Origin of the sequence: Pseudomonas benzenivorans, assembly GCF_024397895.1 — a bacterium.
Classification (GTDB): domain Bacteria; phylum Pseudomonadota; class Gammaproteobacteria; order Pseudomonadales; family Pseudomonadaceae; genus Aquipseudomonas; species Aquipseudomonas benzenivorans_A.
The window spans coordinates 905,712-919,955 of record NZ_CP073346.1 but is presented as its reverse complement, the minus strand read 5'-3'; the positions used below and the strand labels follow the sequence as shown (position 1 = coordinate 919,955).

Below are 14,244 nucleotides of genomic sequence, written 5' to 3'. Positions count from 1 at the left end.
GCTTCTCCGGGAGGGTGATCCGATGGCCTATGCAGAGCAAGCTGAATCAGCGCTGCTGCACGAGCCTAGAAGCTTCCTGACCCGTTACATCTGGAGCCAGGACCACAAGGTCATTGCCATCCAGTATTCGCTGACGGCCATCTTCGTCGGCCTCATCGCCCTGGTGCTGTCCGGCCTGATGCGCATGCAGATCGGCTTTCCCGGCAGCCTGGAGTTCATGGACGCCAGCGCCTATTACCAGGCCATGACCATGCACGGCATGATCATGGTCATCTACCTGCTCACCGCGCTGTTTCTCGGCGGTTTCGGCAACTACCTGATCCCGCTGATGGTCGGCGCCCGGGACATGGTCTTCCCCTACGTCAACATGCTCAGCTACTGGTTCTACCTGCTGTCGGTGCTGGTGCTGCTGGCCAGCTTCTTCGTCCCGGGCGGGCCCACCGGCGCCGGCTGGACCCTGTATCCGCCCCAGGCCATTACCGCGGGCTCGCCGGGCACCGAATGGGGCATCGTGCTGATGCTGGTGTCCCTGGCAATCTTCATCGTCGCCGCCACCATGGGCGGCCTGAACTACGTGACCACGGTGCTGCAGGCGCGCACCCACGGCATGACCCTGATGCGCATGCCGCTGTCGGTATGGGGCATCTTCATGGCCTCGATCCTGGCGCTGCTGGCTTTCCCGGCGCTGTTCGTCAGCGCGGTGATGATGCTGTTCGACAAGCTGCTGGGCACCAGTTTCTTCATGCCGGCGATCGTCTCCCTGGGGCAGGCGCTGGATCATGAGGGCGGCAGCCCGATCCTGTTCCAGCACCTGTTCTGGTTCTTCGGCCACCCGGAGGTCTACATAGTCGCGCTGCCGGCCTTCGGCCTGGTCTCCGACCTGATCAGCACCCATGCGCGCAAGAACATCTTCGGCTACCGCATGATGGTCTGGGCCATCGTGGCGATCGGCGTGCTCAGTTTCGTGGTCTGGGCGCACCACATGTATGTCAGCGGCATGAACCCGTACTTCGGCTTCTTCTTCGCCACCACCACCCTGGTGATCGCGGTGCCGACCGCGCTCAAGGTCTACAACTGGGTGCTGACGTTGTGGCGCGGCGACATCCACCTGACCGTACCGATGCTGTTCGCCCTGGCCTTCATCGTCACCTTCGTGGTGGGCGGCCTGACCGGCTTGTTCCTGGGCAACGTGATCGTCGACATCCCGCTCTCGGACACCTATTTCGTCGTCGCCCACTTCCACATGGTCATGGGCGTGGCGCCCATCCTGGTGGTGTTCGGCGCCATCTATCACTGGTATCCCAAGATCACCGGGCGCCTGCTCAACGACCACCTGGGCAAGCTGCATTTCTGGATCACCTTCCTCGGCACCTACGCCATCTACTTTCCCATGCACTACCTGGGGTTTCTGGGCATGCCGCGGCGCTACTACGCCTACGAGAACTACGAGTTCATTCCGCAGTCGGCCCAGGACCTGAACGCCTTCATCACGGTGGCGGCGCTGACCGTCGGGGTGGCCCAGCTGCTGTTTCTGTTCAACCTGGCCTGGAGCCTGTTCAAGGGCAAGCCGGCCGGGGCCAATCCCTGGTGCGCCACCAGCCTGGAATGGCTGACCCCCGATACCCCGCCGGTGCACGGCAACTGGGGCGCCAAGCTGCCGGTGGTGCACCGCTGGGCCTATGACTACAGCGTGCCCGGCATCGAGCAGGATTTCGTGCCGCAAACCGTGTCGGCCGAGGAGCTGGAGCACTGGCGTCATCGGGTCGCCGCCCCCAACCCCGCGGATGCCAAACCATGAACAAGTTGCTGTTGCGCGATGCTGCCGGTGCCGAGCCGGGCGGTAGCTGGAGCCATGAACCGGGCGGACTGACGGCTCCCGGCATGGAGCGTGCGCGTACTGTCCGGGTCGGGTTGCGGCTGTTCCTGGTGGTGGTGAGCTCACTGTTCCTGCTGTTTCTGGTCGCCTTTATCGTCCGCTCCCAGGTCGCTGACTGGCAGCCCCTGACAGAGCCGTTGGCACCTTTGGCCCACCCCTGGCAGCTGTGGCTGAACTCGGCGCTGCTGGTCGCCGCCAGCGTCGCTCTGCAATGGGCGCGGATAGCGGTTCGGCAGGGGCCGTCCGCTGCGGCGACGCTGGCCTTCGCCCTGGGCGGTGGCTTCGCCCTGGCCTTCCTGCTCGGACAGCTGTGGCTGTGGCGGCAGTTTGTCGCCTGGGGCTATGGCGTCGCCGGCAATCCGGCCAACAGCTTCTTCTTCTTGCTGACCGGGTTGCACGGCCTGCACCTGCTGGGCGGGCTGGTGGCCTGGGGCCGCACCCTGGGCAAGCTGCTGCGCCCGGCACCGGCGGCGCAGCTGCGCGCCAGCGTGGAGCTGTGCGCCATCTATTGGCATTACCTGCTGGGGCTCTGGCTGCTGCTGTTCGCCTTGCTGACCAGTACGCCGGAAACCTATCGGGCCATCGCCGCGTTCTGCGGCCTGAGGTGATGACGCCATGGCTGCCGATCGACCCTCATCCGAAGCGCCTAGCAGCACCCCCCTGAACCCCGCCGAAGCCGTGGCGCCGGGCTGGCGCGGCATCGCCCGCGACTGGTCGTCGGACAAGGATGCCTTCAAGCAGGTGTCCTGGGGCAAGGCGATGATGTGGATATTCCTGCTCAGCGATACCTTCATCTTCACCTGCTTCCTGACCGGCTACATGTCGGTACGCATCAGCAGCACCGAGCCCTGGCCCTACGCCAGCGAGGTGTTTGCCCTGACCATCGCCGGGGCCGAGATCCCGCTGATCCTGATCGCCATCATGACCTTCGTGTTGATCACCAGCAGCGGCACCATGGCCATGGCGGTGAACTTCGCCTATCGCCGCGATCGCGTCAGGACGGCCGCCCTGATGCTGGCCACCGCCGCCTTCGGCCTGACCTTTGTCGGCATGCAGGCCTTCGAGTGGAGCAAGCTGATCTCCGAGGGCGTCAGGCCCTGGGGTAACCCCATGGGCGCGGCGCAGTTCGGTGCGAGTTTCTTCATGATCACCGGTTTTCACGGGCTGCACGTGTCTATCGGGGTGCTCTACCTTCTCATCGTCGCGCTCAAGGTGTTGCGCGGGGACTACGAGCGATCCGGCAACTACCAGATCGTCGAGATCGCCGGGCTCTACTGGCACTTCGTCGACCTGGTGTGGGTGTTCATCTTTGCCTTTTTCTATCTCTGGTGAATCTATAGAGGAGCCCGGGCGATGGCACATGCACAGGGCCAGCAACATCCGATCAGCCTGTACCTGAAAATATGGGGGCTGTTGTTCGTCCTCAGCACGCTTTCCTATCTGGTCGACTACTTCCACTTCGTCGGCTATCTGCGCTGGTCGCTGATCATCATCTTCATGCTGCTCAAGGCAGGGTTGATAGTCGCCATCTTCATGCACATGGCCTGGGAGCGGCTCGCCATGGTCTATGCCATCCTGGTGCCGCCGCTGTGCCTGCTGGTGTTGGTCGGGCTGATGGCGGCCGAAGCGGATTACATCTTGCTGAGCCGGGAGTTCTTCTTCGGCCACTAGCGCGCCTCCCGGATGACCGCTGCGGTCATCCGGGAGGGCTTAACAGGGAAGGCTGGGGCGGGTCAGATGGTGCGCTTGAACTGATGCCACTTCTGTTGCCAGGCCACTATCCAGTGCGGCGAGGCGGCGCCGGTGCCGGCATCCACCAGAGCCGGGTGGTGCTGCACGACCCGATCCAGGATGGACTCTTGTTCCGGCTCGACATCGACGAAAAACACGTGCTTGCCTTCTTTGAGCTTCTGGCGGAAGTGGCGGAAGTGGGCGTTCGGTACCTGGATGCCGAAGAAGCCGCCCTCCCAGGTGCAGAAGCCGAACAGGACGATGGCCAGGAAGATGAAGGGCACCCAGCCGGCTGCCGACTCGGTCCAGCCCAGCAGGTAGGCCCCGCCGAGTACCACGGCGGCCAGTACCGCACCGATCGCCGCGCCGATTTCGCCGGAGTGGACCACGTCCTGTTTCATGAAGGAGGGGACGTCGTGCAGGTGATGATGTTCCACGTCGGCATCTTTCTCACTGAGCACATGAATTTGTTCCGTGCTGATGCCGTTGGCTTCCAACTCGCTTTCAACGGTTTCAAGATCGTCCAGATCTTCACTGATGTAATAGTGTCGATTCATGACACACCTCTCATCTAGTGCCTGGCCCAGACCCCCTCCATCCTGAAGCCGATAATTGAAAATACATGCAGTTGGTAATTGCTCCCCCGTGGAACAGATTGCGAACTGACTGCAGTCGAGATGAAGTATAGCACTGCAATTTCTCAGGCCTGGCCCAGGGCCGCCGGGGCGCCTGTCCGGGGCCGTGGGGCATGGGTCTTGGGCCATTTCTCGCGTTTCCGGGCCCCTGCCGCGGGCTTGGGTTCGGGGCTCGAAGCCGCGTCCGGTGCGAAGTTCTTCTTGGGAGACACGCACTGTCTCGGGGCCGCTAAACTTGCCGGAAGGTCCCGATTGCAGGAGGTCTGCCAGGTCATGCCAGCCAAACTCAGCGCCATACGTGCCGATATCGCCACCTTGTCCTTGGACGCCATCGTCAATGCCGCGAACAGTGCCTTGGCCGGAGGGGGCGGGGTCGATGGGGCCATTCATCGCGCAGCCGGGCCGGAACTGGCGCAGGCCTGCCGCCAGCTAGGTGGCTGCCCGACGGGCGAGGCCAGGCTGACCGAGGGCTACAACCTGCGCGCCCGCTACATCATTCATACCGTCGGTCCGGTCTGGAAGGGTGGTAATTGCGGTGAGCCGCAGTTGCTGGCGGCCTGCTATCGAAACGCTTTAAGCCTCGCCGCCGCCCACGACGTTCGACGGTTGGCGTTTCCGAGCATCGGCACGGGGGTTTATGGCTACCCGCTCGACCTGGCGGCGAAGACGGCCGTCAATACGGTTCGCGAAACACTTAGGGACTTCGATGGGATCGAGGAAGTGATCTTCTGCTGTTTCTCGGCTGGCGACCTGCAGGTCTACCAGCGTCTGCTCGGCTGATTGGTCACTCGCCGCGCAGAGCCCAGCCCGGTACGGGCATCAAACCAGGCGCTGCTCACCGGTAAAGTGCAGGGTCGCCTTGCAGCGCCGGCAGTAATAGCGGCGCCCCTTGGCGACCAGGGTGTGGCGTTGCGAGGAAAACGGGAATTCGCCCTGGGGGCAGCTGCAGCGGTAGATGAAGCGATTGACCCGGCGGCGCTGCACCTCATAGGTGTGGCAGCGGTTCGGTGGCAGCTCGTAGACGCCGCGCATGATCAGCTGCCACTCCTCGCCATGGGCCTGGATATCCGGTCCGAAGAGTTGGTGGGCGATCAGGTGGGCCACTTCGTGGGCCACGGTCTGCTTGAGGAAATCTTCCTGGTTCTCGCGGTACAACTGCGGATTGAAACGCAGCTTGTTCTCGGTCAGATGGGCCACGCCAGCCTTCTGCCCACGCAGCTTGAAACTCACCTCGGGGCGGGTGAAGGGGCGCTTGAAGAAGGTCTCGGCCTGCTGGTAACAGGCCTCGACGCGGGCATGAATGCGTTCGGGCATGGCGGTGGTCTCAAAAATGCCGCCCGATTATGCCCAAGCGCGTCGCCAACCACAGCCCGAAAACGACGAAACCACCCGCAGGTGGTTTCGTCCTGTTGCTACGGTCAATGCGCTAGCTGGTGTACACCGGGCCTACCCCAAAGCCCCAGAGAATCACCGAGCTGGCGATCATCGCCACCAGCACCACCAGCCCCACCGCCAGTACCGAACTGGAGAACATGAACCCTTCGTCCTTGGGAATGTTCATAAAGGTCGGTATGCCCACATAGAGCAGGTAGACGGTGTAGCAGATCGCTAGCGTGCCAACGGTCATCGCCAGCCACAGGTGCGGGTAGAGCGCCGCCAGGCCGCCGACGAACAGCGGGGTCGCGGTGTAGGCGGCAAACACCACGCACTGCGTCAGGTTGGGGCTGGCATCGTAGGTACGCGCCATCCAGTGGATGAAGGCGCCCATCACTGCGACGCCGGCGAGCATTGCCAGGTAAGACATGATGGTCATTTGCAACGCGCTGGCCTCGGTCAGCATCACCGGTGCTCGGTCGCCAATCGACCAGCCTACCTGGGTGGTGCCGATATACGCGGAGATTGCAGGGATTGCCGCGAGAACCAGGATGTGGGTGAGATACATGTGGCTGATGGTTTCTTCCTCGCCACGGATTTCTTGCCATTCTTGGTCAGGATGGGTGAAGAGCCCCCAAACATGGTGGATCATGCCAAACACCTCCTATTGTTATAGCGATCGCCCCCCAGCGGAGCGCCCGGCGTGCGTGAACAGCGCCACCGGGTGCCAGGCCGAACCTATGCGACCGTATGTCGCAGTATAGGCAAGAGCTTGATGACGCGCGGGGGAGGGAGTTAGAGCAAATTGATCTCTCAACGTCAGCTGTAATAGCGCTCTAGTATTTCCATCGCCTTGTTGATCGACTGCAGGCGCTCTGTGTTGCCGCCTCGGTCGGGGTGGTGCAGGCTCACCAGCTGGCGGTAGCGGTGCTTGATGGTGGCGAGGTTGAGCGGATGCTGGTGGTCGTGCAGCTCGAACAGCTCCAGCGCCGCCTGCTTTTCCTCGCCGCCTTGCATGCGCGTCCAGAAGCTGGTGAGCAGCTTCTCCACGTCGTCCGCGTCCGTATTGCGCAGGTTGTCCATGTCCAGGTAGTAGTCGCGCAGCGGGTCGTGCTCGGTGAGCCCGGCGCCGCCGCTTCGGTAGGGTTGCAGCTGGATGCACAGCGGACTGATGTCCAGGTGCGCGCGCTGCTCGTCCCACAGGCGCTCGCGCAGCTGGTAGAGCGCGTTGAACACCAGAAAGTGGGTGCGAAACAGCACCAGGTTGTCGAGCAGGGGGAGATTGGGGATGTGGGTAGAGTGGCTGCTTTTCAGCTGCTGGATCAGCTCATACTCGCTGAGCCCGGCGGGCGCGGTTTGCAGCAAGTGCAACAGCTGGTCAGCCAACTCGAGGTCGGGGTCGAGTTCATCATTCATGGATTGAGCCTATCACTTCGCCGCCAATGGGGTGGGGTGCAGCGCGCTTTCTGCGTAAAATGTCGCGCTCTAGCACTACTTTCCGGACTCCAGCGCACCATGGGCACCCTCTCGGTCAACCAGAACAAACTGCAAAAACGCCTACGCCGCCAGGCCGGCGAAGCCATTGCCGATTTCAATATGATAGAAGACGGCGACAAGGTCATGGTCTGCCTGTCCGGTGGCAAGGACAGCTACACCATGCTCGACGTGCTGCTCTACCTGCAGAAAGTCGCGCCGATCAAGTTCGAAATCGTCGCGGTGAACATGGACCAGAAGCAGCCCGGTTTCCCCGAGCACGTGTTGCCGGCCTACCTGGACGCCATCGGCGTGCCCTACCACATCGTCGAGAAGGACACCTACTCGGTGGTCAAGGAGAAGATCCCGGAGGGCAAGACCACCTGCTCGCTGTGCTCGCGCCTGCGGCGCGGCACCCTGTACACCTTCGCCGACGAGATCGGTGCGACCAAGATGGCCCTGGGTCACCATCGCGACGACATCCTCGAGACCTTCTTCCTCAACATGTTCTACGGTGGCACCCTCAAGGCCATGCCGCCGAAGCTGCGCGCCGATGACGGGCGCAACGTGGTAATCCGCCCGCTGGCCTACTGCAACGAGGCCGACATCGAGGCTTACGCCAGGCTCAAGGAATTCCCGATCATCCCGTGCAACCTCTGCGGTTCTCAGGAAAACCTGCAGCGCAAGGTGGTCAAGGAGATGCTTCAGGAGTGGGAGCGCAAGACCCCGGGCCGTACCGAAATCATGTTCCGCGCCCTGCAGAACGTGGTGCCGTCGCAGCTGGCCGACCGCAACCTGTTCGACTTCGCCAACCTGAAGATCGACGACAACGCCACGCCGCGCTTCCTCGACGTGATGAACCTCTGACCCGCAAGGAACGCCCATGCGCGACTACCAATGGCTCAACGAGTACTGCCTGAATCGTTTCGGCTCGGCGGCGGCGCTGGAGGCCATGCTGCCGCAGCCGGCGAGTGCCGAGGAGTTGCGTGGGCTGAGTGACGACCGCTACCTGTCGCTGATCAGCCTGCGCATCTTCCGCGCCGGCCTCAAGCACAGCCTGGTGGACGCCAAATGGCCGGCTTTCGAGGAGGTGTTCTTCGGCTTCGACCCGGAGAAGGTCGTGCTGATGGGTGGCGAGCGCCTGGAAAACCTGATGCAGGACGCCCGGCTGATCCGCCATCTGGGCAAGCTCAAGAGCGTGCCGCGCAACGCCCAGTTCATCCTCGATGTCAGGCAGGAGCGGGGCCGCTTCGGCGCGCTGATCGCCGACTGGCCGGTGACCGACATCGTCGGCCTGTGGAAGTACCTGGCCAAGCATGGCAGCCAGCTGGGCGGCTTGTCGGCGCCGCGCGTGCTGCGCATGGTCGGCAAGGACACCTTTATCCCCACCACCGACATGGTCGCCGCGCTCAAGGCCCAGCAGATCATCGACAAGGCGCCGACCAGCCTCAAGGACCTGGCCGCGGTGCAGGCGGCGTTCAACCAGTGGCATGCACAGAGCGGTCGGCCGCTGTGTCAGCTGTCGGTGATGCTGGCCCACACGGTCAACCATTGAGGCGACGGACCTGAACCCGCAGGAGGGGCCGATGGAGCAGAAGATCGCGCGCGTCGCCCGGGCCATGGCCCAGGCCGAACGCATCCTGGTCATCACCGGTGCCGGCTTGTCCGCCGATTCCGGCCTGCCCACCTACCGTGGCCTCGGTGGCCTGTACAACGGCCACACGGCCGAGGGCCTGCCGATCGAGGCGGCGCTGTCCGGGACGATGTTGCAGCGCGATCCGGCACTGTGCTGGAAGTACCTGGCCGAACTGGGCAAGGCCTGTCTCGGCGCACAAGCCAATGCCGGCCACCTGGCCATCGCCGAGCTGCAACGGCTGAAGCCGCACTGCTGGTTGCTGACCCAGAACATCGACGGTTACCACCGTGCGGCCGGCAGTCCGGTCGAGCGGCTGATCGAGATCCATGGCGAGCTGGCGCCGCTGTTCTGCCAGTCCTGCGGCGCCGAGGAGGGCGAGCTGGCCGAGCACCTGGCGCGGCCGCTGCCGCCACGTTGCCGCCAGTGCGGCGGTATCCTGCGCCCGCCCGTGGTGCTGTTCGAGGAAATGTTGCCGGAGGCCGCCATCGCCAGCCTCTACGCCGAGTTGGGCAAGGGCTTCGAGCTGGTGCTGAGCGTCGGCACCAGCGCCAGCTTCCCCTATATAGTCGAGCCGGTGCTGCGCGCGCGCCAGGCCGGCGGCCTCACCGTGGAAATCAATCCGAGCCGCACCGATCTGAGCGACGCGGTCGACATCCACCTGCAAGGGCGGGCCTTAGATGTTCTGCCGGAACTACTGAGTCACATTTCGCCCCATGGAAATTGCAAACAGGGGCGATTGAAGGCATAGTCGCCGCCACCTCAGTATTCCGACACGGCTGTGCCCATGCTCAAACGCTTCGCACCCCTCGTGCCCCTCGCACTCGTTCTGGTCCTCGCGGCCTGCGCCGGCCAGGCGCCGCAGTCGCAGTCCATGGTGTTCGGACCGCTCAGCAAGTCCTCGACCTTCGCTTCCCGCGCTCCCCATGCCGAACCGACCGAGGAAGAGCTCGCCGAGCTGACCGACGACCAGCCCTATGAAATGCCCCAGCTGGCCGACAGCATCCTGTCCCATGGCCTGTCGCTGGTCGGCACCCGCTATCGCTATGGCGGCAGCTCGGTGAAGTCCGGTTTCGACTGCAGCGGTTTCATCGGCTACCTGTTCCGCGAGGAGGCCGGCCTGAAGCTGCCGCGCTCCACCCGCGAGATGATCAATATCGACGCGCCGCTGGTCCAGCGCGACGAGCTGGAGCCGGGCGACCTGGTGTTCTTCAGCACCAATGGCCGCGGCCGCGTCAGCCACGCCGGCATCTACCTGGGCGATGACCAGTTCATCCATTCCGCCAGCCGGCGCAGCGGCGGCGTGCGGGTCGACAGCCTGGACGACCGTTACTGGAAGCGCAGCTTCATGGAAGCCAAGCGCGTGCTGGCCCTGGCGCCGAGCGAGCCGCTGGAACGTCATCCCTGAGGCCTCCGCGCCGCCTCGGCGGTTGCGCGTCGACGCCTGAGCCGGCAGAGTAGGGCGCATCCAGGCTCAGGATCGCCTCGCTTATGCCCGTCACGACCCGTATCGCCTTGTTGCTGCTCGCCGCGCTGCTCAGCGCCTGCGCCGGCCATTCCCCCGCTCCGCAAACCGCCTATCAGATTCCGGCCAGTAGCCCCCACGGCAGCTCCGAGGATGTGCTATTTCGTGCCCTGGGGCTGGTCGGTACGCCCTATCGCTACGGCGGCAACACGCCCGAAGGGGGCTTCGACTGCAGCGGTCTGATCGGTTATGTGTATCGAGATGCCGCGGGTATCCAGCTGCCCCGTTCGACTCGCGAACTCAAGGCCCTGCGTGCGCCGACCATCGGCAGTCGCGAGGCCCTGCAGAGTGGCGACCTGGTGTTCTTCGCCACCAGCGGCGGGCGCAAGGTCAGTCATGCCGGCATCTATGTCGGCAATGGGCGTTTCGTCCACGCCCCGTCCAGCGGCGGTACCGTGCGCCTGGACAGCCTGAGCAACAGCTACTGGCAGCGCACCTACCTGGACGCCAAGCGCGTGTTCAGCGCCGAACTGGCGCGCAACCCCTGATTCCAAGGCAGACCGGCCCATGAGCAACCGCACCCTCAATCTCGACGACAACCTCTATCGCTACCTGCTCGACGTCTCCCTGCGCGAGACGCCGCTGCTCAAGCGCCTGCGCGACGAGACCGCGCAGCTGGAGAACGCCCGCTGGCAGATCGCCCCGGAACAGGGCCAGTTCATGGCGCTGCTGGTCCGGCTGACCGGCGCCAGGCGAATCATCGAGATCGGCACCTTCACCGGCTACAGCGCCATCTGCATGGCCGAGGCCATGCCCGAGGACGGTCGCCTGATCTGCTGCGACATTGCCGGCGCCTACAACGCCATGGCCCGGCGCTACTGGGACGAGGCGGGCCTGGCCGGGCGTATCGAGCTGCGCCTGGCGCCGGCCCTGGAGACCCTCGCGGCGATGCAGGGCGAGGCCATCGACGGGCAGTTCGACCTGATCTTCATCGACGCCGACAAGGCCAACTACCCGGCCTATTTCGAGCATGCCCTGCGGCTGCTGCGCCCGGGCGGCCTGGTGCTGTTCGACAACACCCTGTGGAGCGGTCGGGTGCTCGAAACAGCGCCGGACAGCGTCGACACCCGGGCCATCCAGGCGCTCAACCTGGCGTTGCGCGACGATGGGCGTATCGACCTGTCGTTGCTGCCGCTGGGCGACGGCCTGACCCTGTGCCGCAAGCGTTGACGGCGAGGCCGACACTGCGCGATGCTCGAGCCGATTCGCCTGCCGCCCCAGCCCGAGGCCTGTGAACTGTGCGCGCGCAGCGCGCCGCTGACCCGCCATCACCTGATTCCCAAGGCCCTGCACGACAAGCCCTATGTGCAGAAGCGCTATGCCAGGAGCGAGCGGATCACCGCCACCCTGTGGGTGTGCCGCGCCTGCCACAACCAGATCCATCGGCTGTTCAGCGAGAAGGAACTGGCGCTGCAGTACAACAGTCGCGAGGCGCTGCTGGGCGATGAGCGCCTGCGCACCTTCGTCGACTGGCTGGCGGGCAAACCGGCGGGATTCATGCCGCGTCACTGAGCCGTTGCCGGCCCCGCAGCGGCGGTCTAAATTCACTGGGCACGGGCCGATAGCTCAGCTGGGAGAGCGCCGCGTTCGCAATGCGGAGGTCGGGAGTTCGAGCCTCCTTCGGTCCACCATGTTTAGCGTTGCTGGCGAACCTTCGCCGACGCCCAGGCCCGCCCCGGGCGCGCCGGAATGATCCTCCCCAAGCCCCTGTGTCTGCCATCGATGGGGCGGATGCGATCCATTCTCCTGCCCCTTTTGCATTGACGCCCCGGCCACAGCTCTCTACCCTGCGCGCCTTGCTTCAGGTGCCCCCGACGCCATGCGTCCGAGGGGTGAAACAGGGAAGTCGGTGCGTCAGGCCTGTTCAGGCCGACCATTCCGACGCTGCCCCCGCAACGGTAGACGAGTCAATCCAGCGCGTTTCAACCACTGTGCCTCGGCATGGGAAGGTGCGCTGGCCGGCGATCCGCATCTCGGATCCCCGCTCGTAAGCCCGGAGACCGGCCTGTAGCAGTCCACGGCATCGCGGAGGGCGTTGTCGGGCGGGTGGGCTGCGTCCGTGTGCCGTGCTTCACCCGTCCCCTGCGCTCCGTATGCCTTTCCCAGCCTAAGTCGCCCGGGTGGGTGCGACGGAGCATGCAGACGCAATGAATCACTCCCTTCTGACCCCGGCAGCAGTCCTGCTGTGCGGTGTTTCCAGTTTTTCCCCGGCCCAGGCCGCCGAACCGAGTCGCTTGCAGGATCAGGTGGTGACCGCCAGCCGAGTCGTGCAGACCGCCCAGCAGAGCCTGGCGGCGGTGACGGTGTTCGACCGCGCGCAGATCGAGCAGAGCCAGGCCGGCTCGCTGCCCGAGTTGCTCAAGCGCGTGCCGGGTGTGTCCTTCGCCAACAACGGCGGGCCGGGCAAGGGCACCTCGCTGTTCATGCGCGGCAGCGAATCCGACCATGTGCTGGTACTGATCGACGGCATCAAGGTCGGCTCGGTGACGGCCGGCGGTGCGGCGCTGCAGGACCTGCCGCTGGAGCTGATCGAGCGCATCGAGGTGGTGCGCGGGCCGCGCTCCAGCCTTTACGGCTCCGAGGCCATAGGCGGGGTGATCCAGATTTTCACCCGCAAGGGTTCAGGCACCGGTATCAAGCCGTTCTTCTCCGCCGGCTACGGCACCCACGACAGCTACAGCGCCAGCGCCGGCATCAGCGGTGGCAGCGGCGCTGGCTGGTACAGCCTGGGGCTGAGCGGCCTGGACACCGACGGCATCAACGTCAAGCCGATGGACGCCAGCGGCTATGAGGACGATGCCGACGGCTACCGTAACCTGTCGGCCGCGCTGAGTGCCGGCTACCGCTTCGCCAGCGGCCTGGAGCTGGATGCCAGCCTGCTGCGCGCCAAGTCCCACAACGACTATGATCAGGTCAATCGCACCCGCACCTCGGGCTTTCACGCCCATGCCGATGGCCAGGCGAATGTCTTCGGCACCCGGGCGCGCTTCGCCCCGCTCGAGCCCTGGCAGGTGACCCTGCAGGCCGGGCGCAGCGAGGACAAGTCCGATGCCTTCTTGGACGGCGCCTTCTACTCGCGCTTCGACAGCCGCCGCGACAGCGCCAGCTGGCAGAACGACCTGGCCCTGGCGTCCGGCCATACCCTGACCCTGGGCGCCGACTACCAGCACGACGAGGTCAACGGCAGCACCGCCTACGCCGAGGATTCGCGGGACAACCGGGGCGCCTTCGCCCAGTACCTGGGTGAAATGGGGCGCCACGACTGGCAGCTGTCCCTGCGCCGCGACCGCAACCAGCAGTTCGGTCGGCACGACACCGGTAACCTCGGCTACGGCTATGCCCTGAATGACGCGCTGCGGGCGACGGTCAGCTACGGCACGGCCTTCAAGGCGCCGACCTTCAACGAGCTGTATTACCCCGGCTACGGCAACCCGGACCTGCAGGCGGAGACCTCCAGAAGCCTGGAACTCGGCCTGGCCGGCGCGCACGCCTGGGGGCACTGGTCGGTCAACGCCTTCCGCACCGTGATCGACGACCTGATCGCCTACGACTCCAGCATCAGGGGGCCGGCCAATATCGATACGGCGCGCATCCGTGGCGTCGAACTGGTGCTCGGCAGCCAGCTGCTGGGCTGGGACTGGAACGCCAATTACACGCTGCTGGAGCCGGAGAACCGATCCGGAGGGGCGAATGACGGCAATGAGCTGGCGCGCCGCGCCAAGCAGCTGTTCAACCTGGACCTGGACCGTCGCCTCGGCGCCTTCAGCCTGGGCGCCAGCCTGCACGCCGAAGGCCAGCGCTTCGACGACCTGGCCAACAACAAGCCGCTGTCCGGCTTCGCCACCCTGGACCTGCGCGGCGAATACCGCATCGACCGCGAATGGCGCCTGCAGGTTCGCGTGGCCAATCTGCTGGATGCCGACTACGAGACGGCCGGGGGCTACAACCAGCCCGGCCAGGCGCTGTACCTGACCGTGCGCTATCAGGCGCTTTGATC

Annotated in this window: 17 protein-coding genes, 1 tRNA gene and 1 riboswitch; of the genes, 14 read left to right on the top strand and 4 right to left on the bottom strand. The window is 64.9% G+C overall.

The window, feature by feature from the left end:
- Window positions 1-22 precede the first annotated feature (22 nt).
- From ctaD to KDW96_RS04245, 4 genes are read left to right on the top strand one after another with little or no spacing between them, the layout of a single operon-like run.
- On the top strand, window positions 23-1,798 hold the full coding sequence (gene ctaD, locus KDW96_RS04260) for a cytochrome c oxidase subunit I (protein ID WP_255839186.1): 1,776 nt from the start codon (window positions 23-25) through the stop codon (window positions 1,796-1,798).
- Window positions 1,795-2,484 carry a cytochrome c oxidase subunit 3 gene (locus tag KDW96_RS04255; protein WP_255839185.1) on the top strand — a complete coding sequence of 230 codons (690 nt, stop codon included), beginning with the start codon at window positions 1,795-1,797 and terminating at the stop codon, window positions 2,482-2,484. Before ctaD ends, KDW96_RS04255 begins: the two co-directional genes overlap by 4 nt.
- A gap of 7 nt (window positions 2,485-2,491) precedes the next feature.
- Window positions 2,492-3,208 carry a heme-copper oxidase subunit III family protein gene (locus KDW96_RS04250; protein ID WP_255839184.1) on the top strand — a complete coding sequence of 239 codons (717 nt, stop codon included), beginning with the start codon at window positions 2,492-2,494 and terminating at the stop codon, window positions 3,206-3,208.
- A gap of 21 nt (window positions 3,209-3,229) precedes the next feature.
- Window positions 3,230-3,547: a cytochrome C oxidase subunit IV family protein gene (locus KDW96_RS04245; RefSeq protein WP_255839182.1), complete on the top strand. Its 318-nt coding sequence runs from the start codon at window positions 3,230-3,232 to the stop codon at window positions 3,545-3,547.
- Window positions 3,548-3,609: 62 nt separating this feature from the next.
- On the opposite strand, the gene KDW96_RS04240 is transcribed toward KDW96_RS04245, so the two are convergent.
- Window positions 3,610-4,164 (bottom strand): magnesium transporter, encoded by a 555-nt coding sequence (locus KDW96_RS04240; protein WP_255839181.1) that lies wholly within the window; start codon window positions 4,162-4,164, stop codon window positions 3,610-3,612.
- Between the two features lie 351 nt (window positions 4,165-4,515).
- Here KDW96_RS04240 and KDW96_RS04235 point away from each other — a divergent pair, with 351 nt between their 5' ends.
- Window positions 4,516-5,022 (top strand): O-acetyl-ADP-ribose deacetylase, encoded by a 507-nt coding sequence (locus tag KDW96_RS04235; RefSeq protein ID WP_255839180.1) that lies wholly within the window; start codon window positions 4,516-4,518, stop codon window positions 5,020-5,022.
- 39 nt (window positions 5,023-5,061) lie between these two features.
- On the opposite strand, the gene KDW96_RS04230 is transcribed toward KDW96_RS04235, so the two are convergent.
- The 3 genes from KDW96_RS04230 to KDW96_RS04220 form a co-directional block, all read right to left on the bottom strand.
- Window positions 5,062-5,556, bottom strand: a complete 495-nt coding sequence (locus KDW96_RS04230) for a SprT family zinc-dependent metalloprotease (protein WP_255839179.1) — start codon at window positions 5,554-5,556, stop codon at window positions 5,062-5,064.
- Between the two features lie 112 nt (window positions 5,557-5,668).
- On the bottom strand, window positions 5,669-6,268 hold the full coding sequence (locus KDW96_RS04225; protein ID WP_255839178.1) for a Yip1 family protein: 600 nt from the start codon (window positions 6,266-6,268) through the stop codon (window positions 5,669-5,671).
- 167 nt (window positions 6,269-6,435) lie between these two features.
- On the bottom strand, window positions 6,436-7,032 hold the full coding sequence (locus KDW96_RS04220; protein ID WP_255839177.1) for a DNA-J related domain-containing protein: 597 nt from the start codon (window positions 7,030-7,032) through the stop codon (window positions 6,436-6,438).
- A gap of 99 nt (window positions 7,033-7,131) precedes the next feature.
- Between KDW96_RS04220 and ttcA the strand changes: the two genes are divergently transcribed.
- The 9 genes from ttcA (at window position 7,132) to btuB (ending at window position 14,242) form a co-directional block, all read left to right on the top strand.
- Window positions 7,132-7,956, top strand: a complete 825-nt coding sequence (ttcA, locus tag KDW96_RS04215) for a tRNA 2-thiocytidine(32) synthetase TtcA (RefSeq protein ID WP_255839176.1) — start codon at window positions 7,132-7,134, stop codon at window positions 7,954-7,956.
- 16 nt (window positions 7,957-7,972) lie between these two features.
- Window positions 7,973-8,644 carry a DNA-3-methyladenine glycosylase I gene (locus KDW96_RS04210; protein ID WP_255839175.1) on the top strand — a complete coding sequence of 224 codons (672 nt, stop codon included), beginning with the start codon at window positions 7,973-7,975 and terminating at the stop codon, window positions 8,642-8,644.
- A gap of 31 nt (window positions 8,645-8,675) precedes the next feature.
- On the top strand, window positions 8,676-9,473 hold the full coding sequence (locus tag KDW96_RS04205) for an NAD-dependent deacylase (protein ID WP_255839174.1): 798 nt from the start codon (window positions 8,676-8,678) through the stop codon (window positions 9,471-9,473).
- Window positions 9,474-9,509: 36 nt separating this feature from the next.
- Window positions 9,510-10,130: a C40 family peptidase gene (locus KDW96_RS04200; protein ID WP_304665573.1), complete on the top strand. Its 621-nt coding sequence runs from the start codon at window positions 9,510-9,512 to the stop codon at window positions 10,128-10,130.
- A gap of 83 nt (window positions 10,131-10,213) precedes the next feature.
- The gene (locus KDW96_RS04195) at window positions 10,214-10,735 is read left to right on the top strand and encodes a C40 family peptidase (RefSeq protein WP_255839173.1); all 522 of its coding nucleotides are present in this window, start codon (window positions 10,214-10,216) and stop codon (window positions 10,733-10,735) included.
- Window positions 10,736-10,754: 19 nt separating this feature from the next.
- On the top strand, window positions 10,755-11,417 hold the full coding sequence (locus tag KDW96_RS04190) for an O-methyltransferase (RefSeq protein WP_255839172.1): 663 nt from the start codon (window positions 10,755-10,757) through the stop codon (window positions 11,415-11,417).
- 21 nt (window positions 11,418-11,438) lie between these two features.
- Window positions 11,439-11,759, top strand: a complete 321-nt coding sequence (locus KDW96_RS04185; protein ID WP_255839170.1) for a hypothetical protein — start codon at window positions 11,439-11,441, stop codon at window positions 11,757-11,759.
- A 43-nt stretch (window positions 11,760-11,802) separates the two neighbouring features.
- A tRNA-Ala gene (locus KDW96_RS04180) sits at window positions 11,803-11,878 on the top strand.
- Between the two features lie 155 nt (window positions 11,879-12,033).
- Window positions 12,034-12,270, top strand: a riboswitch (cobalamin riboswitch).
- A 124-nt stretch (window positions 12,271-12,394) separates the two neighbouring features.
- The gene (btuB, locus tag KDW96_RS04175; RefSeq protein ID WP_255839169.1) at window positions 12,395-14,242 is read left to right on the top strand and encodes a TonB-dependent vitamin B12 receptor; all 1,848 of its coding nucleotides are present in this window, start codon (window positions 12,395-12,397) and stop codon (window positions 14,240-14,242) included.
- Window positions 14,243-14,244: the final 2 nt, after the last annotated feature.